This window comes from Ruegeria sp. BB1 (assembly GCF_056539465.1).
Genome location: NZ_JBQFVB010000012.1, coordinates 78,026 through 101,621, shown reverse-complemented (window position 1 = coordinate 101,621; position 23,596 = coordinate 78,026). Strand labels below are relative to the sequence as shown.

Genomic DNA, 23,596 nt, shown 5'->3' with positions numbered 1-23,596 from the left:
GCTTGTCCGGGCGCGTTCGCTTGGGCAATGAGGTGGCATGACACTGAATCCTGCCGATGAGAAACTGGCCCGTCTGATCCGGGCTGATCTGGGTGAAGATATTATGCGCCCGGTCACGGAACGCTATCTGGAAGAGCCACGGGGGCGTTTTACCGGACATGCCGGTTTGTTGGCCTTACCGCGAACGGTTGATGAAGTAGCAGCGCTGGTTCGATTGGCCTTGGATAAGCGGGTACCGGTAGTGCCTTACGGTGGTGGCACAGGGCTGGTAGGCGGACAGGTAATGCCGGACGGGCCAGCGCCCCTCTTGATCTCGTTAGAGAGGATGACCGCGATCCGGGCGGTTTACCCGACCGAAAACATTCTGATTGCCGAGGCAGGTGCCATTCTGGCTGATGTACAAACCGCCGCGGAAGAGGCGAACCGGTTATTCCCTCTGGCTCTTGCAGCGCAGGGATCGTGCCGGATCGGGGGCAACCTTGCTACCAATGCGGGTGGGGTCAACGTGTTGCGCTATGGCAATGCGCGCGACCTTTGTTTGGGGCTTGAGGCGGTTCTGCCCAGCGGTGAAATCTGGAACGGGCTCAGCCGGTTGCGCAAGGACAACACCGGCTATGATCTTCGTAACCTGCTGATAGGTGCGGAGGGTACATTGGGGATCATCACCGCCGCCTCGTTGAAACTTTCTCCGCGGCCCGAGGCGGTCGGAACCGCGATGGTTCAGGTCGCTTCGCCCCAAGCGGCGATCGATTTACTATCATTGGCCCACGACCAACTGGGTGAAGCGGTCAGCACCTTTGAGCTGATCCACAAGCAGGGGCTGCAATTCCTGACCGAGGTTTTGCCAGATGTGCGCCAGCCATTTGAGACCCAGCCTGAATGGTGCGTTCTGATCGAGCTTGGATTGTTTGCGGGGCACTCGCCCGCCGACGCGCTGGAAACGCTGTATATCGAAGCGGACAAAGCTGGCCTCGTCGGGGAGGCGGTTATTGCGCAAAGCGAGGCGCAGCGTATGGACCTATGGGCCGTGCGCGAGCGTATCCCCGAGGCCAACCGGCTGATCGGGTCGGTGTCCAGTCACGATATCTCGGTCCCGATTTCCCGATTTCCCGAATTCATTCAACGCGGGGCCGAGGTCGTGGCCGCGCTTGGGTTGTTCCGCATCAACTGTTTTGGTCACGTTGGTGATGGCAATCTGCACTACAACGTGTTCCCGCCCTTGGGCCACAGCCGTTCGGAGTTTGATGGCGAGAGACAGGCCGTCAAACACGCTGTGCATGATCTGGTGGAGGCCTTTGGTGGCTCGGTCAGTGCCGAGCATGGGGTAGGGCGTCTGAAAGTCGATGATCTTGAGCGCTATGGCGGCGCGACAAAGCTGTCTGCAATGCGTGCCATCAAAGCTGCGCTGGACCCGCAGGGGATCATGAATCCGGGTGCGGTTTTGAGGGCGGATTGATCGTGCCGCTTCCCGCGCCTTGCCTTTGGGAAATTGAATGACGGGCGTTTACAGCCCTTCGAATTCGCACAGAACGTGCACATCCATACCCATGTCTTCCAACGCCTTGCGGCCGCCCAGTTCCGGCAGGTCGACAATGAACGAGCATGATACGATCTCACCCCCCAGCCGTTCAATCAGCTTGATCCCGGCAGCGGCGGTGCCGCCCGTTGCCAACAGATCGTCGACGACAAGGATTTTCTCGCCCGGTTGAATGGCGTCATCGTGAATCTCGACGATGGCCTCACCATATTCCAGTTTGTAATCCTGGCTGATGGTTGTGCCGGGCAGTTTGCCCTTTTTGCGGATCGGCACGAAGCCAACACTCAGCTGATGGGCAATGGCACCGCCCAGTATGAAGCCGCGCGCCTCGAGGCCCACGACTTTGTCGATCTGCTCACCCGCGTAGGGGTGCAACATCTGGTCGATTGCCATACGAAAACCGCGCGGATCAGCGAACAGTGTGGTGACGTCGCGAAACATGATCCCCTCATGCGGGAAATCGACGATGGTTCGGATGTAATCCTTGACCGACTTGTTTCTGGACATTGCCAATCCCTCTGACGTCAAAACACGCGGGCGTATTTGGCCCATTGAGGACAGCCTTGCAAGGAAAGATTATCGCTGACTTCCCGACAGGGAGCGGAATTGAGCTTTGATAATACGAAATAGAGATGCTGTGCGGTGGGTGACCACGATGGACGCGCCGGACTGGTAAATGGAATGCCTGAGTCGCGTGAAGGTTGATTGCCAAAACTCTGTTTTGTTGGTAGGTCGCCGGTACCTGAATTTGCTATGCATTGTATATGCGGTGTATCGCTTGTGGATTTAGGCATTGAACAGGGTGTGCGGGAAAGATGGACAGCAAGGTATCTGCCAAGAAAAACAGCCAGTTGGTCCTGCGCCTGGACAAGGATGAGCGGGACGCATTTGTTGAATTGTGCAGGGAACTGGATACATCAGCCGCTCGCGAAATACGACGTTTTATCCGTGGGTTCATGAAAGAACACGAAGTGAGCTGAACCCTCAGGCCGGGCGGCGCAGCACGGCGGTTGCAACCCCCATTCCAATCAAAGTCAGCCCTCCGAACCGGGTCATCGCAGTGATTACCCCGGCGCGTCCGATCATCCGGCGCAGCCGGTCAGCCAGCAGCGCATAGGCCAGCGCGTTCAGCCAGGCCAGACCCACGAAAGTCGCGATCAGGATAGCGAATTGCGGGCCCAATGGGTCCGCCGGACGCAGGAATTGCGGTACGAAGGCGATGAAAAAGGCAATGGATTTCGGGTTCAGCGCCGTAACGGCGGCGGCATGGCCAAAGACACTTTGTGCGGTGACATTTCGCCCGGTCGCTGGCGCCTCTAACCCGCCCGAGGGCGCGCTACGCAGCAGCTTGATGCCCAGCCACACAAGATAGGCCGCACCCACCCATTTCAGCACAGAAAACAAAGTAGCCGAGGCCAGCACCAGCGCCCCCAGCCCCAGTAGCGAAGCGGTCATTGCAACCAGATCCCCTACCGCCACCCCTGTGGCCGAGGCCACGGCGACGCTGCGCCCTTTTGATAAGGCATAGCTAAGCACCAGCAACACAGTCGGGCCGGGGATAAGCAGCAAGGCGGTCGATGCGGCCACGAAAGCCAGCCAAAGTTCAAAAGACATGGGGTTACCCGTTTGGTTTCGCCCTCACCAAGCCCCGCCGCGACGGTGAGGTCAAGCCTTTCGTGGCTCGGTGACGCGACGCATCAATGCCTCAAGTGGGCCGCGCTTGAACCGGCGGAACCACAATAGGGCAAAACCCGAGGACAAAGCGCAGAACCCGAGCGCGTAAACCACGATCTGTGTTGGTTTGAGTGTGCCATTTAGCAAACCAAGCTCCTCCAGCAATCCCATCCCGATCAGGATATGCGCCACATATAGGGTCAGGCTCTGCCGTCCCGGAGCGGTCAGGGCAGAGCCAAAGCGCAGTTTTTCGATCTTCGGCCATAGCTTCAGCAACAGTCCGATCACCACGCACGCCGATCCGGTGCTGGCCAGGATATAGAACGGCCCTGGGGGAATCGACGCAGTGCCTAGATAGGCAACCAATTCCGGTTCGGACATCAACCTTTGTGGAATAAGGGCCAACACGGCAGCGCCAAATCCCCACATGATCAGGCGGTGTTGAATGCAGATCGTTCGAAGCTGTGATCGCCCGATGGCCATGCCGATCAGCAGGAAAGCAGCCCAAGGTAAAACCGGGTGCCAACCGTTGAAAATTGCATTTCGTAAAAAGCCGGGCAGGGTCCAGAGGTCGGTATAGCTGAGCGTGGACCAATCCCAGCCCCGCTCATAGTCAAAGATAAGGTTGGCCAAAACGGCCAGCGCAACAATCCCCAACGCCCCCAGCCACAACAAACGTCCCGAGGCCGAAAGAAACACAGCCCCCACCACAAAATACAATGCATAGAAATGCAGAATGTCGGCGTCGAACACGGTCATGTTGATCAGGCCGAGAACGAACAGAAAGGCCGCGCGCCGTAGCAGCACACCAGCGGGGATGCTCGACAGACCCAATCCTACACCGGCCAGAATGACGAACAGTGCGGCGGCCCTCCCCTCCAATGCGTCGACAAAACCCGACGCCCAGTCTTGGCCCGGCGCAACTTGCGCCGCGATGCGGAAGTTCACCAGCACCATGCCGCAGAAAGCAAAAAAGCGGGCGGCGTCCAGGGCTTCGAGTCGTTTCATGGTGCTCCTCTGTTTGGGGTGTACTGAAATGATTTTGTGGCACAAATGCGGTTCTGTGGCGTGTTTAAGATAAACAAATTGCGAGGATCAGGGCGACCTTGCCACCTTCATCGGTCACAATGTGCCCGAGTTGAGTAAGTTAAAGATTGTGTTAAAGCGTGCGTACCGTCCTTGAAACGCCGGTCTGGCCCTACAACCTAGGGCATATCAAAGGATCGGAGGCGAAGGTGACGCAGACACATCCCGACTATACAAAAGCGTTCAAGGACATGTCCCGCTCAAACGACGGGCGGTTGAAACGTGTGCTGATCCTTCTGATCCTGATCAGCGTCGTGATTTACGCCGGGATCGTGGGGTACATGTACGCTAATCAGGATGAGCTGCTATACAAACCGTCCGGAGAATTGCCCGCCCCCAATGAGGTTGGGCTGGCGGATGTTGACTTGATCTCTCTGCCCATGTCTGACGGGGTTGTTCTGACAGCGTGGTCGGCGCCGCCGGCCACCGATGGCGCGCCGACGGTTTTGTTCTTTCACGGTCAAAGCGGCAATCTGGGTGACCGGGCAGACCGGCTGCGGGAAATCCTCAACAGCGGCTTTGGTCTGTTCGCCCCCAGCTATCGCGGTTTTCCGGGCAGCGGAGGTGAGCCCTCGGAACTGGCGCTAATCACGGATGGGATACAGATGTTCGACCGGTTGGATACCGAAGGCGAAGCTGTCGTCCTGCACGGTCAAAGCCTTGGAACCGGCGTCGCGGCTGCCGTCGCCGCCGAGCGCCCAAATGCGCAGCTTTTGGTGCTTGAGGCACCTTTCACTGCAACCGTGGATGTGGCGGCCGAGCGGTATCCGTTCTTGCCGGTCTCAGCCTTGATGAAGGATCAGTTCGCAACCCGCGACTTTATCGGCGACGTTACGGTGCCCATACTGATCTTCCACGGTACCCAGGATGAAACCGTCCCGCTGCATCATGGCCAGGCGCTGGCGGCGATGTCGGGCGACACCGCCGAGCTGCATGTCATCCCCGACGGCACCCATAACGACCTCTGGTCGCATGGGTTGTGGGATGAGGTGCAGCAGACCCTTGCGCAATAGCGTAGGTTAAAGAATTCGCCCAGCGACTGCATCCAGCTTGGCCAGCAGTGCTGGATCGCGTTTCTCGGGTGCGGTTAGGATTGCGAATTCCAGTGCCCGGTCACAGCCATGGGGGCAGGGCGCGCGCTCGGCCCCCAGCAGGTCAGGCAGGCCTTTTACCATTGCCCGGCCTTTTTCCGCATTCCCGGTAAGGGTGGCGATAATGGCGGTTACGTCGACTTCGCCGTGATCCGGGTGCCAGCTGTCATAATCTGTAACCATGGCGACTGAGGCATAGCAGAGCTCGGCCTCGCGGGCGAGTTTCGCCTCGGGCATATTGGTCATGCCGATCACGTCGCAGCCCCAATGTTCGCGATACATCTTGGATTCCGCCAGGGACGAGAATTGTGGCCCCTCCATCGCCAGGTAAGTACCGCCGCGATGAATGGTGATGCCAGCAGCTTTGCCTGCGGTTTCACAAGCGTCCGACAAGCGTGGGCAGGTCGGATGCGCCACGCTGACATGGGCAACGCAGCCCGTGCCGAAAAAGCTTTTTTCGCGCGCAAAGGTCCGGTCAATGAACTGGTCGACGATTACGAAATCCCCCGGCGCCATATGCTCGCGGAAAGATCCGCAGGCGGAAACCGAAATCACATCCGTCACACCCAATCGCTTCAGCGCGTCGATATTGGCGCGATAAGGCACTTCGGTCGGTGAATGTATGTGGCCGCGCCCATGGCGTGGTAAGAAGGCCATGCCGACGCCATTCAGAGATCCGGTCAGGATCTGGTCCGAGGGCGCACCCCAAGGCGTTTCAACCGTAACCCATTCTGCATTTTCCAGCCCGTCGATATCGTAGATACCTGATCCACCGATGATGGCGATTTTCGTCTGGGTCATGGTTGTGCTCCACTTGAAAAATACGTTGCAAACTGTCTGAGGGGCGGCAGAGGATTTGGCAAGTGGGTTCAACGGTTTGTGTTGGCTGATGGTCCGGTATGCGCGTGGTGCATATCTGGGTCCCACCTGACGCGGTATCTCAAGTGGGGCTTGGCCGCTAAAAGACCCCTTTCGCGCGAAACTCAAAAAACCCAACAGGACCGTCCCATGCCCCGAGCCATGCTGGCAAGCTTTGCCAATCGTATCGCCAAACCCGATCTTCGTTGGGTGCCGGACGAAGGGCTGACCGCCTCGCGCCTGCGGATCGAACTGCTGTCGGGTCTGACTGTGGCGCTGGCGTTGGTGCCCGAAGCGGTGGCCTTTGCCTTTGTGGCCGGTGTGCATCCGCTGGTTGGTTTGTACGCGGCCTTTATGGTTGGTCTTATTACGGCGTTGATTGGTGGCCGTCCGGGCATGATTTCGGGCGCGACCGGGGCGCTGGCCGTTGTAATGGTGGCGCTGGTAGCCCAACACGGGGTTGAATACTTGTTCGCGACCGTGGTGTTGATGGGTATCCTGCAAGTGATCGCTGGGGCCATGCATTGGGGCCGGTTCATCCGGCTGGTGCCGCATCCGGTGATGCTGGGCTTTGTGAATGGTCTGGCTATCGTGATTTTTCTGGCGCAGTTGGGTCAGTTCAAAGTGCCTGGCACCATGGAAAACACCGGCCATGGCGTAGGTGGCGGCGAATGGCTTTCGGGTCTGCAGCTTTACACGATGCTGGGCCTGGTCGCACTGACCATGGCGGTGATCTGGGTCATGCCGCGTATCACGCGCATCATTCCTGCGCCGCTAGCCGGTATTTTTGTCGTTGCCGCGCTGGTGATTGGCTTTGGTTTGGATGTGCCTCGCGTCGGTGACCTGGCGTCTATCGAGGGAGGTTTGCCGCCGTTCCACATCCCGATGGTGCCGCTGACCTGGGAAACTTTTGAAATTATCCTGCCCTATGCCGTCATTCTGGCAGCAATCGGCCTGATCGAATCCCTGCTGACGTTGAACCTTGTTGGAGAGATCACCGGTAAGCGCGGCGGGGCTTCGCAGGAATGTATCGCGCAAGGCGTTGCCAACGTCGCCACCGGTTTCTTCGGTGGCATGGGCGGCTGCGCAATGATTGGTCAGTCGATGATCAACGTGAAGTCCGGTGGCCGGACCCGTATCGCCGGTATCGCGGCGGCACTATTCCTGCTGGTGTTCATCTTGTTTGCCTCACCGCTGATCGAGCAAATCCCGCTGGCCGCACTGGTCGGGGTGATGTTTATGGTGGTGATCGGTACATTCGCCTGGAACTCGTTCAAGATCATGCGCAAGGTGCCGTTGACGGACGCGTTCGTGATCGTTCTGGTGACTGTGGTGACGGTGATGGAAGACCTTGCGGTCGCGGTTGTGGTTGGTGTCATCGTCTCCGCGCTGGCCTATGCGTGGAACAACGCCAAGCGTATCCATGCCATCACGCGTGAATCGGAAACCGAAAAAGGCGCAAAAGTCTACGAAATCCAAGGGCCTCTGTTCTTTGGTTCCTCCGAGGGTTTTGTCGAGTTGTTCGATGTGCCAAGTGATCCTGACACGGTGATCGTGGATTTTGCAGAAAGCCGGGTTGTGGACCAGTCCGCGCTGCAGGCCATCGAAAACGTCGCGTCGAAGTACGAGGCCGCAGGCAAACGCGTCATGCTGCGCCACCTCAGCCGCGATTGCCACAAGCTGCTGAACAAAGCAGGGCATCTGATGGTCGACAGCGATGATGACCCCGATTACCAACTGGCGGTGGATTATTCTGTTCGCACCGGCATTCTGGGCGGCCACTGAGTGTTTTGCGAGGCTCTGCCTCGCGCTCCGAGGTATTTGCGACCAGATGAATACAGGATCCCCTGCTTCATCTGGCTGAAAATACCTCGGGGGAGGCGCCCAAAGGGCGGCGGGGACAGCGCCCCCCTGTAATTCCTAATCGTCTGGGCGACTAAGCGAGAACAACTCGGTTACGACTGAATAGTCCCGATATCCAAGCCGGGCGAGCGGGTTGAAGGTCGTCACGTCGAATATTCCATCCCTCAAACAATCGTCTCGCAGGTGGACACCGGTTACTTCTCCGAAAACAACCCGATTTGCCTCGCCCGGCAGATCGACAATCTTGGTCAATTTGCATTCCAGAGCAGCCGGGACGCCCTCGACTCGAGCGCAGGGGATGGTTTCGCATCCAACCGGTGTCAGGCCAGCATGTTCGAATTCATCGTGATGTTTGGGCAGGCCTGCGGAACTGGCGTTCATCGCATCGCGGTGTGCGTGTGCCACCACGTTCACGCAGAACACACCGGTTGCTTCGATGTTCGAAACACTGTCCTTACCGCCGTCCTGATCGTGTTTGGTGCCCGTTGAAGCGAACATCACCTGTGGGGGCGTGTAGGCGACCCCGTTGAAGAAGGAATAAGGTGCTAGATTGTTGATCCCATCGGGGCTGCGGGTGGAGATCCAACCGATCGGGCGGGGGGTAATAACAGCGTTGAATGGATTGTGCGGCAGACCATGGCCGTCTTCGGGTCGATAGAACATCTCTACTCCAAGCGTTTGCCCAAGGCGTAGCGAAGTGCTAGGGCGAATGCCAGCAAGGAAAAGAGGGCTGAGGTGCAGCAGTTCGGGATCAGGCCGGAAGAGCCGGATGATTGGTGGGAGGTCGAAGCCCTCTATGACCTGTGTTTTGCGCCAGGGCGCGAGGCGCTGTCTTCGTATCGTCTGCGCGATGATGTGCCGCCGGTTTCAGGCTTGTCTTTGGTTGCGCGTGACGGGCAGGGCATTCTGGCTGGGGCTATTCGGTTCTGGCCGGTGCATGTGGGTGATCACGATGCCTTGCTGCTGGGGCCGGTAGCCGTACACCCGACCCATCAAGGCGAGGGCCTTGGGGGTTTTCTGATCCACGAAGGTATCGAAGCTGGCCGGGCGATGGGCTGGGATCGGGTCATGTTGGTTGGTGACGCACCCTATTATGCCCGGTTCGGGTTTTCCCGTCTGAATGGGGTTGAAATGCCCCCTCCGACCAACCCGGACCGAATTCTGGGGCTGGAATTATCCTCGGGTGTTTGGGACGGAGTGGATGGGCTTGTCACCCGTTGGACCCGCTGAACTATTGAAACCTTGGCTATAAACCCCGATGTCTAATGGGCAGGAGGGTATTTATGCAGGACGTGGTTCTTGTTGAAAAGCTGGATGCTGAGGCGGAACTGGACCGATTGGCGGGGTACTACCGAACGGCCGGAGGGCCGGGCGTCAAGCTGTTGAATAGCCTCGGAGGTTCGGCAGAATCCTTGTTGGAGCAATTGCCCGAACCGATCAGGCAGGGCCTGACGGGTGCGACGGAACAGGCCCTGTGGTTGGCAATGCATGCTGCCGAAGGGTCAAGACGGGCTGTGCCGGACCAGCATCCCTGGGTCAACACCGCAGTAACCACGGCCATGGGTGCAGCCGGAGGGTTGGGCGGAATGTCCACCGCATTGATGGAATTACCTGCGACGACCGCGATGCTGTTGCGTGCCATACAAGGGGCGGCTGCGCGCGAAGGGTTTGATCCGTCGGAAGATGGTGTGAAATTTGATTGCGTGCGTGTCCTGTCCGCCGCCGGGCCTTTGTCCAATGACGACGGTGCCGATCTGGGGTTCTTCTCGGTCAGGTTGACCTTGACAGGACCTGCCATGCAGAAATTGATCGCAGCGGTCGCTCCGCGGCTGTCAGTTGTGTTGGGGCAGAAATTGGCGGCGCAATCCGTGCCGGTATTGGGCGCCATTGCCGGAGGCGGCACCAACTATGTCTACACGCGGTATTACCAGCAGATTGCCCGCGTGCATTTCGGCCTGCGCCGTTTGGCGGTCGATGCCGATATTCCCCACGATGAACTGGTGCGCAAACTTGCCGCCCGAATGTGATTTTTCTTCAAAGGCTTGGAGAATTTCACCGCATATGGTATTGATGATTTGAGCGTCCGCTAAATAAACCAAAACAACGCGGGCAAACAGGCAAATATCCATATGAAAGGCGGCTCGGCGTGATTGACGCAAGGCTTTCGCCTCATGTTTCCAACATTGCCCGGCACCTGCCGGTGCTGCAGCAATCGGCGGCTTTGTGCTATCGTGTTGAGCAAGGGCAACCCGAAGTGCTGTTGATTACAACGCGCAAATCACGCCGTTGGATCATTCCCAAAGGGTGGCTGATTGATGGGCTGACTGCGTCTCAGACCGCAGGCCAGGAGGCGTGGGAAGAGGCCGGCATTCGAGGAGAGTGCGACACGCAGGCAATGGGGCAGTTTTGCTATCGAAAACGTCATCAGAAAAAAGGCGCAGTATTGTGCGTCGTGGATGTCTTTCCGTTATTGGTGACATCGGTTGCTGCGTGTTTTCCCGAATTCAAACAGCGGCAGAGACAATGGTTTGTGCCGAAAAAAGCCGCAGTTCACGTCAATTTCCCCGAACTTGGGCAAATGTTTCAAAAACTTGAGCCAATCATGCGCTAAGATGCCTCTGGTAGGGCTTGATATTGCCATGTCTGTGGTTATCAATTCGACAACCGACATTTGGACGGATCATGATTCAATACGCATTGAAATGCAGCAACGGCCATACATTTGACAGTTGGTTCCAATCGGCCGCCGCTTACGACAAACTGGCATCCACGGGCATGGTGACTTGCGCTGTGTGTGGATGTGCGGATGTTGAAAAGGCTATCATGACCCCACGTGTCCGCCCGGCCCGTGAGGCCGTGGCAAAGACCATCGCCCCCATGCCCGAGGCTGAAACGATAGATGTGGCCGCCCCTGCGCCAGACATTGAAAAGGTGCTGGCCGAGCTGCGCCGCAAGGTCGAAGAGAACTCGGACTATGTGGGTAAGGATTTTGCCAGCGAAGCGCGCAAAATCCACCTTGGTGATGCGCCCGAGCGTGCGATCTATGGTGAGGCCAAGCCGGACGAAGCGCAGGCCCTGATCGACGATGGGGTTCCAGTGGCACCTTTGCCTTTTGTTCCCAGCAGAAAGACAAATTAAGCCGTGCATGTAGTTATTACGGGGGTCAATCGTGGCATTGGCCGAACGCTGGCCGACAATTACCGGGCTCGCGGGGATAAGCTGACCGGCACCGCGCGGGATGGCAGTGCGCAGGTGGTTCTGGATGTCACCGACCCTTCGCAGCATTCCGACGTGGCCACGTATCTGGCAGATCAACCCGTCGATTTGCTGATCTGCAACGCCGGGGTCTATCTGGACAAAGGGCAGAGCATTAACGGCTATCCCGCCGACATGTGGGCGCAAAGCTTTGCCATCAACGTGACAGGCGTGTTTCTAACCGTTCAGGCATTGTTGCCGAACTTGCGGGCCGCACGAGGAAAGATTGCGATTATTTCATCGACGATGGCCTCGCACACCCGCGCGCCGGGGGGCAGCTATATCTACCGCGCATCAAAGGCCGCAGCCTTGAGTCTGGGACGCAATCTGGCCACGGATTTGCGCGATGATGGAATCGCCGTAGGTATCTATCACCCGGGCTGGGTGCAGACCGATATGGGCGGGCCCGAAGCCGATATCACCCTGGATCAGGCCGCAGAGGGCCTGATTGAAAGGTTCGATGCGTTGTCACTGGAAACAACGGGTTGTTTCGAAAACTGGGACGGTCGCCCCCACGCTTACTGACGTATCAACGCTGCGGTGGGGATTTCATAGACCTCATCCGGGTCGATGAAAATCACGGTCAGGTCGCCACGTGTTTCATGGCTGATCTTGGCAGGTGAACTGCTGGAATTCGGCACGCCATCGGTGAAATAGATGCTGCGCACTTCACCGCCGCCCAATGAAACAGCCAACGTCGTCGTGCCGTCGTCATGGTGGCGCAATTCGGCATGGCAGCTGTCGAGCGGTGCGCCGCCCGAGGCGCAGGGCACAGTGCCCAAAGCATTCTTGCCGTCAGTTGCGGCCAGAGTTGAAACCTGTGCAAGGGCAGGGGAAGACAGCAGGACAACTGCGAGGGCAAGGCGGAGCATGGAAAACCTCTTGGAAAATTCGATGACTAAGGCTGACAGCCTCGCTGCCGGATGTAAAGCAGCCCCATGCGGCATTCGGGGCGGTTTTGAACCCTTGCCCTTGCGGCCCCCCTCGCATAAGACGCACGGAACCTGAATTCCAAGGCGCGGAGAGACCACCCCCATGCCCGTACTCGTAATGAAATTCGGTGGCACGTCGGTTGCCAACCTTGACCGTATCCGCCGCGCGGCGAAACGCATCGGTGTTGAGGTGGCCAAGGGTTATGACGTGATCGTCATTGTCTCGGCAATGTCGGGCAAGACCAATGAGCTGGTGGGATGGGTCAACGAAACCTCGCCCCTATTTGATGCGCGTGAATATGACGCCGTGGTCTCCTCGGGCGAGAATGTGACCGCCGGTCTGATGGCGCTGACATTGCAGGAAATGGATATTCCCGCGCGCAGCTGGCAGGGCTGGCAGGTGCCGCTGATGACCACCAGTGCCCACAGTCAGGCCCGGATCGAAGAAATTCCGACCGAAAATCTGACCCAAAAATTCGACGAAGGCATGAAAGTGGCCGTTGTCGCAGGCTTTCAGGGCATCAGCCCCGAAGGGCGCATCACCACGCTGGGCCGGGGCGGTTCGGACACCACCGCCGTGGCCTTTGCCGCCGCGTTCGGCGCCGAGCGTTGCGATATTTATACGGATGTGGACGGCGTCTATACCACCGACCCGCGCATCTGTGAAAAAGCGCGCAAACTGGACCGTATTTCGTTCGAAGAGATGCTCGAACTGGCCTCGCTGGGGGCCAAGGTGCTGCAAACCCGCTCGGTCGAGCTGGCGATGCGGTATAAGGTGAAACTGCGCGTTCTCTCAAGTTTCGAGGAACAATCCGACGAGGCCGGAACGCTGGTCGTTGACGAGGAGGATATCATGGAATCCAATGTTGTGGCCGGTGTGGCCTATTCCCGTGACGAGGCTAAGATGACCGTCGTTTCGGTGGCGGACCGACCCGGTATCGCCTCGATCATCTTTACCGCGCTCAGCGATGAGGGCGTGAACGTGGACATGATCGTTCAGAATATTTCGGACGAGGGGCGCACCGACATGACCTTCTCGTGCCCGACCGATCAGGTCGCGCGTGCCGAGAAAGCGTTGTTGGCGATCAAGGACGCGGGTGAGCTGAACTATGCCGAACTGGTTGCGGACGAAGATGTCTGCAAGGTCTCGGTGGTGGGCATCGGAATGCGTTCTCAGTCGGGTGTTGCGGCCAAAATGTTCAAGATACTCTCGGATGAGGGGATCAACATTAAGGTCATTACAACCTCTGAGATAAAAATTTCCGTCCTTGTGGATCGGAAATACATGGAACTTGCGGTTCAGGCACTGCATGATGCCTTTGAACTGGACAAGGCGGCCTGAGCATTTCAGCCAAGGATTTCGCCTGACACAATAATTTGGTTGGGCCATGGCGGACGGCACCGAAACAGAATCCCGCAAGCTGCTTGGGCGGCTGCGCGAAGAAATGGCGAGCGAAGCCGCCGGTCAGGAACGTCTTGACCGGATTACGCATCTGATCGCCGACAGCATCCGGGCCGAGGTCTGCTCGGTCTATCTGTTTCGCGACGAAGACACGTTGGAGCTGTGCGCCACCGAAGGCTTGGCACCCGAAGCGGTGCACAAGACCCGGATGCGTATGGGCGAAGGTCTGGTTGGCCGCGTCGCCCAATCTGGCAAGGTCGTGAATACCCCTGACGCGCCGTCGGCCAAAGGCTTCCGCTATATGCCGGAAACAGGCGAAGAACGGTTTTCGTCCTTTCTGGGCGTGCCGGTTCAACGGCTGGGTGAAAAACTGGGCGTTCTGGTGGTGCAATCCCGCGAGGCGCGCCAGTTTTCGGCGGATGAGGTTTATGCGCTGGAGGTCGTCGCCATGGTTCTGGCCGAGATGGCCGAGCTGGGCGCCTTTGTCGGCGAGGGTGCGGCCCTGTCGCCCCTGCACCAGCAATCAGTACAGCTGAGCGGTGGTCCCGCACAGGAAGGATACGCCGAAGGTCATGTCTGGCTGCATGAGCCCCGCGTCGTGGTCACCAACCCGATTGCCGATGATCCACATCGCGAACGTGAACGCCTGAATGAAGCGGTCGAAGAGCTGCGCGTTGGCGTCGACAAGATGCTTGAAATCTCGCAGGGCGGCGACAAGGAACAGCTTCAAGTCCTTGAGGCTTATCGCATGTTTGCCAATTCCAAAGGCTGGATGCGCCGGATGGAAGAGGACATCGCCCTGGGCCTAAGCGCCGAGGCAGCGGTTGAAAAAGAACAATCGCAGGCCCGCGCGCGGATGGGGCAGGTAACCGATCCGTATTTGCGTGAACGGCTGGCTGATCTGGATGACCTGTCCAACCGGTTGCTGCGCATTCTGACAGGCCAAGGCAATACAAATGGCGCTGACCTGCCACCTGATCCGATCCTGATCGCCCGCAATATCGGTCCCGGAGACCTGCTGGAATACGGACGATCACTGAAAGGCATCGTGCTTGAGGAAGGCTCGGTCGGCAGTCATGCCACTATCGTGGCACGTGCGTTGGCTATTCCGTTGGTGGTACATGTGGGCCGGATCACGACCGAGGCGCTGAACGGCGACCATATCCTGGTAGATGGGGATCAGGGCATTGTCCATCTGCGTCCCGAAGACACCGTGGCAAACGCTGTGCGAGATAAAATCGCGATGCAGGCCAAGGCGCAGGAACGCTATGCCTCAATCCGTGAAACCCCGACAGTGACGCGGGATGGGGAGCGGATCAATCTGGTAATGAATGCAGGGCTGATGGCCGATCTACCCTCATTGAATAATTCCGGGGCCGAGGGCGTGGGCCTATTCCGAACCGAGCTGCAGTTCCTGATCCGCAACCAGATGCCCAAGCGGTCAGAATTGGTGACACAATATCAACGGGTTCTGGACGCTGCTGAAGGCAAGCGCGTGATCTTTCGCACGTTGGATATCGGGTCCGACAAGGTTTTGCCCTACATGAAGCACGTGGCGGAACCGAACCCGGCGCTGGGCTGGCGCGCAATCCGCGTCGGTCTGGACAAACGCGGCGTGATGCGTATGCAGTTGCAGGCCCTCTTGCGTGCCGCCAATGGCCGCCCCTTGTCGATCATGTTCCCCTTCGTGGCGCAAGCCGACGAGTTTTACGAGGCCCGCTGGGAGGTCAATAAAACCATCGAGCGTGAAAAGCGTCTGGGTCATATCCTGCCCGAAACGCTTGAGGTTGGGGCGATGCTGGAAACCCCATCGCTGGCCTTTGCGCCGCAAAAGTTCTTTGACGAGGTCGATTTTGTCTCGGTCGGAGGCAATGATCTGAAGCAGTTCTTCTTTGCTGCTGACCGTGAAAATGAACTGGTACGTCGTCGCTATGACACGCTGAATGTCAGCTTTCTGAGTTTCATCGCGCAGATCGTTGAGCGCTGCAACTCCTCCAATACGCCGCTTTCGTTCTGCGGCGAGGATGCCGGTCGCCCGGTTGAGGCGCTGTGCCTGGCCGCGATGGGTATTCGGACACTGTCCATGCGTCCGGCCTCGATCGGTCCGGTCAAAAGCGTGTTGCTGCGGGCCGATCTGCAATCTTTGCGCAAGATCATCGCGGATGCGCGGCACCGGGGTGAGCAATCGGTGCGCCCCGCCGTCATGGAGTGGCTGCGCAATCAGGGCTGACATCCCAAATCCGGGCTTGCTTTCTGCATCTGCATTGCCTATGCAATTTGCAAATGTTAGCGTTAACATCACTCAAACCACAAGTGCTGCGACTTTCTGGTGCTATGTTGGCAAAGGTAGAACTGAAGGAGCCCGTCGATGGTTTCACGCGTAATTCCGGTTAACCCGTTCGATCTGGTGTTGTTCGGTGCGACCGGCGATCTGGCGCAACGTAAAATCCTGCCGGGCCTGTATCACCGCTTTGAGGTCGGGCAGATGCCCGAGGACGCCTGCATCATCGGCTCGGCGCGATCGGACATGGACAGTGATGCGTTTCGCGATCAGATACGCGCCTCGATGGCGGAGTTTGCGCCGGAATTCAAAAAGGACGTTCTGGATCGCTTTCTAAGCCGGGTTTCGTATGTCCCTGTTGATGCGTCAGGCGATGCCGGCTGGTCGAATTTGGCCAAAGCATTGCGCCCTGACGTCGTGCGTGCGTTCTATTTGTCGGTGGGGCCTGGCTTGTTTTCGGGCATTGCGCACCGGCTGAACCAACACGGGTTGGCCACATCGGACAGCCGCATCGTGGTGGAAAAACCCTTTGGTCATGATCTGGCGTCCGCCAAAGCGTTGAACGAGGGGCTGCGTACCTGCTTCGAAGAACACCAGATTTACCGGATCGACCACTATCTGGGCAAAGAGACGGTTCAGAACCTGATGGCCCTGCGTTTTGCCAATTCCCTGTTCGAACCGCTATGGAACTCGACCCATATTGACCACGTACAGATCACGGTTGCTGAAACTGTGGGCGTTGAAGGGCGCGGCGCTTATTATGACCAGTCCGGTGCCATGCGGGACATGATTCAGAACCACTTGGTACAGCTTTTGTGTCTGACGGCGATGGAACCGCCGTCGAAATTTGCGCCCAACGCTGTGCGCGATGAAAAGGTCAAGGTGATCGAAGCGTTGGAGCCTGTTGAGCAGAAAGATATCGCGCGCGGCCAATACCGCGCCGAACACGGGCAGGGTGGTTATGTCGATCACGTTGGCAACCCCGGCAGTCGTACGGAAAGCTTCATCGCGCTGAAGGTACATCTGGGCAACTGGCGGTGGGCGGGTGTTCCGTTCTATCTGCGCACCGGCAAGCGGCTGCGGGCGCGGGAATCCGAGATTGCCGTGTTCTTTCGTGACCCGCCGCATACGATCTTTCCGAATGTTGGCCCGCTGCACGGGAACGTGCTGGTGATCCGCCTGCAACCGGACGAGGGCATCACCCTACGCACCACCATCAAAGATCCAGGCCCAGGCGGGTTCCGCCTGTCTGATGTGGCGCTGGACATGAGTTTTGCCGACGCTTTGGGCGTCGAGGCCAGCGCGCCGGATGCCTATGAGCGGCTGATTATGGACGTCATACGTGGCGACCAGACCCTGTTCATGCGCGGAGACGAGGCCGAGGCCGCCTGGGCTTGGGTCGATCCCATCATTCAAGGCTGGGAAGATCGCGGCGATCGCCCGGCACGCTATGATCAGGGCAGTTCGGGCCCCGAAGAAGCATTGATGCTGATGCACCGCGACGGACGTCGCTGGCGTCAGATCGGAGGTTAACCATGGTTCATTCTGTTATCACTGACGTCACCCAGCGGATCATCGACCGCAGCGCCGACCTGCGTGGCCCGCATCTGGAACGGATGGAACAGGCCAAATCCAAAGGCCCGGCTCGCGCGCATCTGTCCTGCAGCGGTCAGGCCCATGCTTATGCTGGGGCGGGGACAGATCAACAGGCGATGGCGACCGGCGCCGCCGGAAACCTTGGTATTGTGACCGCTTATAACGACATGCTTTCAGCTCACCAGCCGTTTGAACGCTACCCTGGCCTGATCCGCGATGCGATCCGCACTGCCGGTGGCACTGCGCAAGTTGCAGGTGGTGTACCTGCCATGTGCGACGGCGTCACCCAAGGCGAGGCCGGGATGGAGCTGTCGCTGTTTTCGCGCGATGTGATTGCATTGGCCACGGGCGTCGCGCTGAGCCACAATACCTACGACGCAGCTGTTTTCCTTGGCGTTTGCGACAAGATTGTTCCCGGTCTGATAATTGGGGCGCAGGCCTTCGGCCATTTGCCCGCCGTGTTCCTGCCCGCAGGCCCGATGACCAGCGGCCTGCCCAATGATGAAAAGGCCAAGGTGCGCCAGAAATTCGCTGCCGGAGAAATTGGCCGCGATGAGCTTATGGCCGCCGAAATGGCTGCTTATCACGGCCCTGGCACCTGTACCTTCTACGGTACTGCCAACACCAACCAGATGCTGATGGAGTTCATGGGGCTGCACCTGCCGGGCTCTAGCTTCATCAATCCGAACACGCCGCTGCGGGATGCCTTGACCGAAGAGGGTGCGCGCCGTGCCCTGTCACTCAGCGCGTTGGGCAATAACTACACGCCGGTTTATCAGGTGTTGGATGAGCGAGCCTTCGTGAATGGCATCGTCGGGCTGATGGCTACCGGTGGCTCGACCAACTTGCTGATCCACCTGATCGCAATGGCACGGGCGGGTGGTATCGTTTTGGATTGGCAGGATTTTTCCGATATTTCCGCCGTCGTCCCACTGGTCGCGCGGGTCTATCCCAACGGTTTGGCGGATGTGAACCATTTCCATGCAGCTGGTGGTTTGGGGTATTGCATCGGCACGCTGCTCGATGATGGGCTTTTGCACCCGGACACCCTGACAGTCGCAGGGCAGGGCCTGCACAATTACACCAAGGAACCCAAGCTGAAAGACGGCGATCTGGTCTGGGAAGAGGGCGCGGGCCACAGCCTGAACGACAAGATTGTCCGCCCCGCCAAAGATCCTTTCCAGCCCACCGGTGGACTGTCACGCCTGACTGGCAATCTGGGCACCGCCGTTATGAAGGTTTCCGCAGTCGCGCCCGAACATCAGATCGTCGAAGCGCCCGTGCGTGTTTTCCATGATCAGGCCGAGGTCAAGGCGGCCTTCAAGGCGGGCGACTTCACCGGGGACGTGATCGTTGTGGTCCGCTTCCAGGGACCAAAGGCCAATGGCATGCCCGAATTGCATTCACTGACGCCAATCCTGGCGATCCTCCAGGGCAGGGGCCAAAAGGTGGCGTTGGTCACGGATGGCCGTATGTCAGGTGCCTCGGGCAAGGTTCCCGCCGCGATCCATGTCTGCCCCGAGGCGCTGGAGGGCGGTGCAATTGCCTATCTCCAGGATGGTGATGTGCTGCGCGTTGACGCAGTGAAAGGCGAATTGGAAATCCTCACTCCGGGTGTGCTGGACCGCGCCCCGGTCACTGCGGATCTGTCCGCCAATCAGCACGGGGTCGGACGGGATCTGTTCGCTGCTTTCCGCAACAATGTCGGGTCCGCCGACGCCGGTGCTAGCATTTTCGGAGTGTAATCTTCATGTCAAAAACCCAACGAACCCGCGATATCTGCGGGCTTGCACCTATCGTTCCGGTTCTGGTCGTCGATGATGCCGCGCAAGCCCGGCCTTTGGCCGAGGCGTTGGTGGCAGGTGGCTTGCCCGCCCTGGAGGTGACCTTGCGTACTCCGGCGGCACTGGATGCCATCCGGGCTATGGCGCAGGTGCCCGGTGGGGTGGTGGGCGCAGGCACGCTGGTCACCCCCGAAGACGTACGCGCCGCAAAAGAGGCGGGCGCGCAGTTCGGTGTTTCGCCCGGCGCAACAGACGTATTGATTGCGGCGTGTGAGGCCGAAGGCCTGCCTCTGCTGCCCGGCGCGGCCACGGCCAGCGAGGCGATGCGCCTGCTGGAAAAAGGCTATGACATGCTGAAGTTCTTCCCCGCCGAGGCGTCTGGCGGCGCGCCCGCGTTGAAAGCCATCGGCGCGCCGCTGCCGCAGATCACGTTCTGTCCGACGGGTGGTGTTTCGCCAGCCAATGCCAGCGATTACCTGTCGTTGACGAATGTCGCCTGCGCTGGCGGCAGCTGGGTTGCGCCCAAACAGATGGTGCAGAGCGGTGATTGGGCCGGGATCGAAGCCCTTGCGCGTGACGCCTCAAAGCTGATGGATTGACGCGGCTTTTTGCTGCGCTAGGTTGGGCGTCAATTCAAACAGGTTGATCCCATGACAAACCATCTCTCTCTTGCGCAGGGGCGCGAATATCTGGCGATTCCCGGACCCTCAGTCATGCCTGACGCTGTGCTTCAGGCCATGCACCGCCCGTCACCCAACATCTATGACGGCGAGCTGATCGAGATGGTGCCGACCCTGACACGCGATCTGAAACGCGTGGCGGGCACGGATCACAACGTCGCCATCTATATTGCCAACGGCCATGGCACTTGGGAAGCCGCCCTGTCCAACGTTATTGCAGCGGGGGAAACGGTGCTTGCCCCGGCCTCGGGCCTGTTCACCCACGGATGGGCCGAGATGGCGCGCGGAGTTGGCGCCGAGGTCGAGCTGATCGATTTCGGTGCATCCTCGCCTTGGGATATGGATCGCATCGCCGATAGCCTGCGTGCTGACACGGCTCATCAAATCAAGGCCGTGCTGGCGGTTCACGTGGACACGTCCAGCTCGATCCGCAACGATATCCCGGGGCTGCGGGCGTTGCTGGACGATCTGAACCACCCGGCGTTGTTGATGGCGGACTGTATCGCCTCGCTGGGCTGTGATCGGTTCGAGATGGATGCCTGGGGCGTCGATGTCATGGTGTCGGCCTGCCAAAAGGGGTTGATGACCCCGGCGGGCGTGGGTTTTGTGTTCTTCAATGACAAAGCACAGGCCAAACGGGCAACGATGCCGCGCGTCTCGCAATACTGGGACTGGCAGCCGCGTGTGAACCCGCAGGTGTTTTACCAATACTTCAACGGCACAGCGCCGACGCATCATCTGTATGGTCTGCGGGCAGCGCTCGACATGATCCATGCTGAAGGGATCGAGAATGTCTGGGCTCGCCATGATCACCTCGCCAAGGCCATCTGGGCGGCATGCGAGGTCTGGGCAGAAGGTGGCGCGCTTGAGATAAACGTAGCCAACCCCGCCCATCGCAGCCACGCGGTTACCGCCTTGCGTCTGACCGATGGGCGGGGAACACCACTGCGCCAGTATACCGAGCGCCAGCTGGGCCTGACCCTTGGCATTGGGCTGGGCATGGAGGATCAGAACAGCTGTTTCCGTCTGGGGCATATGGGCCACGTGAACGGCCAGATGGTCATGGCGATGCTGGGAGGGGTGGAAACCGCCATGGCCGCCCTGAACATCCCGCGCGGCTCGGGTGCGCTTGAGGCCGCTGCTGCCGCGTTGGCCGCTGAACCCTCCAAATCCCGGGTCAAATCGTGGCCTTCGCAGTGGCCAGCGCCTTTGGCAGAGCTGCAGCAAAGGCATCCAGATCCGTAACCGTACCACAACTGACGCGGATACAGCGGTTCTGCGGAGCGGCAAAGGGCATGCGCACAAATATCCCTTGTGCCACTAACCCCTCAAGCACCGCTTTGGCAAACGCTCCATCGCCACCGCAATCAATCGCCACAAAATTGGTGGCCGAGGGCAAGGGTACCAAGCCGTTTTCCCGTGCGATCTGGCCGATCCGGTCGCGTGCCTTAGCGATCTGTGCCTGAACTTGCGACAGCCAGTTGGCATCCTGCAAGGCCGCCAAGGCCCCCGCTTGTGCAGCCCGGTTCATTCCGAAATGGTTGCGGACCTTGTTGAAAGCTTCGATCAATCCCGGCGCGCCGATCGCATAGCCAACCCGCGCCCCGGCCATGCCATACACCTTGGAAAATGTGCGCATCCGGATCACACGCGGATCATCGGCTGAAACCGGGGCTGCGGTGCCTTCTGGCGCGCATTCCACATAGGCTTCGTCCAGCACCAGCAGGCATCCCGCAGGCAGGGCCTCCATCGCGGCCAGGATATCCGCGCCTTTATGCCAACTGCCCATTGGGTTGTCGGGGTTCGCCAGATAGACCAGTTTTGCGTCCACCTCGACGGCTTTGGCAAACAGCGCCGCGGGGTCCTCGTGATCGTCACGATAGGGCACCTTGTGCAACGCGCCGCCAAACCCGGCCACGTGGTAGTTGAAGGTCGGATACGCCCCGTCCGAGGTCACAACTGTATCGCCGGGGCCAACCAGCAACCGCACGAGGTAACCCAGCAGGCCATCAATGCCTTCTCCGACCACGATGTTTTCCGGCTTTACACCGTGATGATCGGCCAGTGCATGTCGCAGGTCGTGGCTTTCGGGGTCACCATATTTCCAGATGTCCGTTGCTGCCATCGCCTCGATAGCGCGGGGGGAGGGGCCAAAGATGCTTTCATTCGCCCCCAACCGGGCGACAAAGGGCGCGCCGCGCTGACGTTCCTGCGTTTCCGGCCCGACAAAGGGCACGGTTGCAGGCAGTGACAGGGCAAGCGGAGTATAGCGTGGGTCAGTCATGGTGCGAGATAACCCCATGCCCACCCGTCAGGCAACCATCTGCGACGCGCAGCCACAAGTGCCCCAACGTTGAGGTGGAACTTGGCAGACCTTCCGGGCATGGTTGGGTCAACAAGATCAGGAGGCCCGCATGACCCGCGTATCCGTCGAGTACAAAGACCACATCGCCCATGTCACGCTGACACGCGGCGACAAGATGAACGCGCTGGACGACGCGATGATCAAGGCGCTGCTGTCTGCCGGGCAAGAGGTCGCAGCCTCGGACGCACGCGCCGTGGTCCTGTCGGGCGAGGGCAAGAGTTTTTGCGCCGGGCTTGATATGGCCAGCTTTGCCAAGATGGCGCATATGGACCCGACTGAGTGGCTGATGACCCGCAGCCACGGGGATGCGAATGAAATGCAAGAACTTGCCCTGATCTGGCGGCGTGTTCCAGTTCCGGTGATCTGCGCCATTCAGGGCGTTGCTTATGGTGGCGGGCTGCAAATCGCGCTTGGCGCGGATATTCGCATCGCACACCCCGACGCCAAGCTGGCGGTGATGGAGATGAAGTGGGGCATTATCCCCGACATGGGTGGGATGGTTTTACTACCACATCTGGTGCGCTCGGACGTACTGCGCCTGCTGACCTACACCGCGCGTCCCATCGGCGCGCAGCAGGCGGCGGACTGGGGGTTGGTGACGAAACTGTCAGACGATCCACTGACCGAGGCATTGGCGCTGGCCGAAGACATCGCGGGCAAAAGCCCCTCGGCCATTCGCGCCGCCAAGCGTCTGATCGAAGTGGCCGAAACCAAGACCCGCGCCGAGGTTCTGTTGGAAGAATCCGCCGAACAGGTCGAACTGATCGGAAAACCTGATCAGATGGAGGTTGTGATGGCGCAGATGCAGGGGCGAAAACCTGAATTCAAGTAGCTAGCGCATAAAGGCCCGTCGCGCATCTCGGGCCATGTTGTACCGCATCTCCAACTCGGCGATGCGCGCCATGGCAGCTTTACGTGCATCTGCATCGGTCAACTTGGCGTAATCCTTTCGGGCAGCATCAAGCTTTTTCCTGATCTCGAACTCTTCCGGCAGCACACCGGCCTGCGCCATGATCCGGTGCCCAGCGGCGATGGCCGGATCACTCTGCGCCTCACCCGACCGATCCGGCAAAGGTTTGCCTTCACCCTCGAGCCCCTGCAACTGGCCCTCGGCCTGTGCCTTTTTGATCTGGCGTTCGATCAGTTTTCCAAGCGATCCGAGCATGATCAAACTATATCCCAAGCCGAGTGA

Annotated in this window: 24 protein-coding genes; 16 read left to right on the top strand and 8 right to left on the bottom strand. The window is 59.2% G+C overall.

The genetic code is table 11. The annotated features are described in order from the left end of the window. The first annotated feature begins 37 nt into the window (after positions 1 to 37). On the top strand, positions 38 to 1,456 hold the full coding sequence (locus tag ACR0AL_RS19715; RefSeq protein WP_480649050.1) for an FAD-binding oxidoreductase: 1,419 nt from the start codon (positions 38 to 40) through the stop codon (positions 1,454 to 1,456). A 48-nt stretch (positions 1,457 to 1,504) separates the two neighbouring features. Here ACR0AL_RS19715 and ACR0AL_RS19710 read toward each other — a convergent pair whose 3' ends face one another. Next, complete coding sequence (locus ACR0AL_RS19710; protein ID WP_170351410.1) at positions 1,505 to 2,044, bottom strand: adenine phosphoribosyltransferase; 540 nt, start codon at positions 2,042 to 2,044, stop codon at positions 1,505 to 1,507. A gap of 308 nt (positions 2,045 to 2,352) precedes the next feature. On the opposite strand from ACR0AL_RS19710, the gene ACR0AL_RS19705 reads away from it, so the two are divergent. Further along, positions 2,353 to 2,517: a hypothetical protein gene (locus ACR0AL_RS19705; RefSeq protein ID WP_170516929.1), complete on the top strand. Its 165-nt coding sequence runs from the start codon at positions 2,353 to 2,355 to the stop codon at positions 2,515 to 2,517. 4 nt (positions 2,518 to 2,521) lie between these two features. Here the strand turns inward: ACR0AL_RS19705 and ACR0AL_RS19700 are convergent, their stop codons facing one another. Together ACR0AL_RS19700 and ACR0AL_RS19695 are read right to left on the bottom strand one after the other, a co-directional pair. Next, positions 2,522 to 3,151, bottom strand: coding sequence for a LysE family translocator (locus tag ACR0AL_RS19700; RefSeq protein WP_170379113.1), 630 nt, complete (start codon positions 3,149 to 3,151; stop codon positions 2,522 to 2,524). Between the two features lie 51 nt (positions 3,152 to 3,202). After that, the gene (locus tag ACR0AL_RS19695) at positions 3,203 to 4,219 is read right to left on the bottom strand and encodes a DUF418 domain-containing protein (protein ID WP_170351405.1); all 1,017 of its coding nucleotides are present in this window, start codon (positions 4,217 to 4,219) and stop codon (positions 3,203 to 3,205) included. A 227-nt stretch (positions 4,220 to 4,446) separates the two neighbouring features. On the opposite strand from ACR0AL_RS19695, the gene ACR0AL_RS19690 reads away from it, so the two are divergent. Continuing rightward, positions 4,447 to 5,310 (top strand): alpha/beta hydrolase, encoded by an 864-nt coding sequence (locus ACR0AL_RS19690; protein ID WP_368040153.1) that lies wholly within the window; start codon positions 4,447 to 4,449, stop codon positions 5,308 to 5,310. Positions 5,311 to 5,316: 6 nt separating this feature from the next. On the opposite strand, the gene ACR0AL_RS19685 is transcribed toward ACR0AL_RS19690, so the two are convergent. Further along, the gene (locus ACR0AL_RS19685) at positions 5,317 to 6,189 is read right to left on the bottom strand and encodes an S-methyl-5'-thioadenosine phosphorylase (protein WP_170351403.1); all 873 of its coding nucleotides are present in this window, start codon (positions 6,187 to 6,189) and stop codon (positions 5,317 to 5,319) included. 207 nt (positions 6,190 to 6,396) lie between these two features. Between ACR0AL_RS19685 and ACR0AL_RS19680 the strand changes: the two genes are divergently transcribed. Then, positions 6,397 to 8,031 (top strand): SulP family inorganic anion transporter, encoded by a 1,635-nt coding sequence (locus ACR0AL_RS19680; protein WP_170351401.1) that lies wholly within the window; start codon positions 6,397 to 6,399, stop codon positions 8,029 to 8,031. A gap of 135 nt (positions 8,032 to 8,166) precedes the next feature. On the opposite strand, the gene ACR0AL_RS19675 is transcribed toward ACR0AL_RS19680, so the two are convergent. Further along, positions 8,167 to 8,772 carry a flavin reductase family protein gene (locus ACR0AL_RS19675; protein ID WP_170351399.1) on the bottom strand — a complete coding sequence of 202 codons (606 nt, stop codon included), beginning with the start codon at positions 8,770 to 8,772 and terminating at the stop codon, positions 8,167 to 8,169. 72 nt (positions 8,773 to 8,844) lie between these two features. Between ACR0AL_RS19675 and ACR0AL_RS19670 the strand changes: the two genes are divergently transcribed. The 5 genes from ACR0AL_RS19670 to ACR0AL_RS19650 all read left to right on the top strand — a co-directional run bounded on the left by ACR0AL_RS19670 (position 8,845) and on the right by ACR0AL_RS19650 (position 11,889). Beyond that, on the top strand, positions 8,845 to 9,339 hold the full coding sequence (locus ACR0AL_RS19670) for a GNAT family N-acetyltransferase (protein WP_170362527.1): 495 nt from the start codon (positions 8,845 to 8,847) through the stop codon (positions 9,337 to 9,339). Between the two features lie 53 nt (positions 9,340 to 9,392). Next, positions 9,393 to 10,136, top strand: coding sequence for an EcsC family protein (locus tag ACR0AL_RS19665; protein ID WP_170379120.1), 744 nt, complete (start codon positions 9,393 to 9,395; stop codon positions 10,134 to 10,136). 119 nt (positions 10,137 to 10,255) lie between these two features. Then, positions 10,256 to 10,720, top strand: coding sequence for an NUDIX hydrolase (locus ACR0AL_RS19660; RefSeq protein ID WP_170351393.1), 465 nt, complete (start codon positions 10,256 to 10,258; stop codon positions 10,718 to 10,720). 71 nt (positions 10,721 to 10,791) lie between these two features. Continuing rightward, the gene (locus tag ACR0AL_RS19655) at positions 10,792 to 11,247 is read left to right on the top strand and encodes a DUF1178 family protein (protein WP_170351392.1); all 456 of its coding nucleotides are present in this window, start codon (positions 10,792 to 10,794) and stop codon (positions 11,245 to 11,247) included. Between the two features lie 3 nt (positions 11,248 to 11,250). Beyond that, positions 11,251 to 11,889: an SDR family oxidoreductase gene (locus tag ACR0AL_RS19650; protein WP_170414319.1), complete on the top strand. Its 639-nt coding sequence runs from the start codon at positions 11,251 to 11,253 to the stop codon at positions 11,887 to 11,889. Here ACR0AL_RS19650 and ACR0AL_RS19645 read toward each other — a convergent pair. Continuing rightward, positions 11,883 to 12,236, bottom strand: a complete 354-nt coding sequence (locus ACR0AL_RS19645) for a hypothetical protein (protein ID WP_480664363.1) — start codon at positions 12,234 to 12,236, stop codon at positions 11,883 to 11,885. The two genes, ACR0AL_RS19650 and ACR0AL_RS19645, sit on opposite strands and share 7 nt — an antisense overlap. 163 nt (positions 12,237 to 12,399) lie before the next feature. On the opposite strand from ACR0AL_RS19645, the gene ACR0AL_RS19640 reads away from it, so the two are divergent. The 6 genes from ACR0AL_RS19640 to ACR0AL_RS19615 all read left to right on the top strand — a co-directional run bounded on the left by ACR0AL_RS19640 (position 12,400) and on the right by ACR0AL_RS19615 (position 21,284). Next, complete coding sequence (locus ACR0AL_RS19640) at positions 12,400 to 13,638, top strand: aspartate kinase (RefSeq protein WP_170351389.1); 1,239 nt, start codon at positions 12,400 to 12,402, stop codon at positions 13,636 to 13,638. Between the two features lie 46 nt (positions 13,639 to 13,684). Then, positions 13,685 to 15,928, top strand: a complete 2,244-nt coding sequence (ptsP, locus tag ACR0AL_RS19635) for a phosphoenolpyruvate--protein phosphotransferase (protein ID WP_480664361.1) — start codon at positions 13,685 to 13,687, stop codon at positions 15,926 to 15,928. Between the two features lie 138 nt (positions 15,929 to 16,066). Beyond that, positions 16,067 to 17,512, top strand: coding sequence for a glucose-6-phosphate dehydrogenase (gene zwf, locus ACR0AL_RS19630; RefSeq protein ID WP_170362532.1), 1,446 nt, complete (start codon positions 16,067 to 16,069; stop codon positions 17,510 to 17,512). 2 nt (positions 17,513 to 17,514) lie between these two features. Then, positions 17,515 to 19,320, top strand: coding sequence for a phosphogluconate dehydratase (edd, locus tag ACR0AL_RS19625; RefSeq protein ID WP_480664358.1), 1,806 nt, complete (start codon positions 17,515 to 17,517; stop codon positions 19,318 to 19,320). A 5-nt stretch (positions 19,321 to 19,325) separates the two neighbouring features. Beyond that, a complete protein-coding gene (gene eda, locus ACR0AL_RS19620; protein WP_170398895.1) occupies positions 19,326 to 19,958 on the top strand; it encodes a bifunctional 4-hydroxy-2-oxoglutarate aldolase/2-dehydro-3-deoxy-phosphogluconate aldolase in 633 nt (210 codons plus the stop codon). A gap of 51 nt (positions 19,959 to 20,009) precedes the next feature. Continuing rightward, positions 20,010 to 21,284: a pyridoxal-phosphate-dependent aminotransferase family protein gene (locus ACR0AL_RS19615; RefSeq protein WP_170398892.1), complete on the top strand. Its 1,275-nt coding sequence runs from the start codon at positions 20,010 to 20,012 to the stop codon at positions 21,282 to 21,284. On the opposite strand, the gene ACR0AL_RS19610 is transcribed toward ACR0AL_RS19615, so the two are convergent. Then, the gene (locus ACR0AL_RS19610; protein ID WP_170398889.1) at positions 21,217 to 22,323 is read right to left on the bottom strand and encodes a pyridoxal phosphate-dependent aminotransferase; all 1,107 of its coding nucleotides are present in this window, start codon (positions 22,321 to 22,323) and stop codon (positions 21,217 to 21,219) included. The two genes, ACR0AL_RS19615 and ACR0AL_RS19610, sit on opposite strands and share 68 nt — an antisense overlap. Before the next feature lie 130 nt (positions 22,324 to 22,453). Between ACR0AL_RS19610 and ACR0AL_RS19605 the strand changes: the two genes are divergently transcribed. Beyond that, positions 22,454 to 23,236: a crotonase/enoyl-CoA hydratase family protein gene (locus tag ACR0AL_RS19605; RefSeq protein WP_170351378.1), complete on the top strand. Its 783-nt coding sequence runs from the start codon at positions 22,454 to 22,456 to the stop codon at positions 23,234 to 23,236. Here ACR0AL_RS19605 and ACR0AL_RS19600 read toward each other — a convergent pair whose 3' ends face one another. After that, positions 23,237 to 23,569, bottom strand: coding sequence for a DnaJ family domain-containing protein (locus ACR0AL_RS19600; RefSeq protein ID WP_480664356.1), 333 nt, complete (start codon positions 23,567 to 23,569; stop codon positions 23,237 to 23,239). Between the last annotated feature and the right edge of the window lie 27 nt (positions 23,570 to 23,596).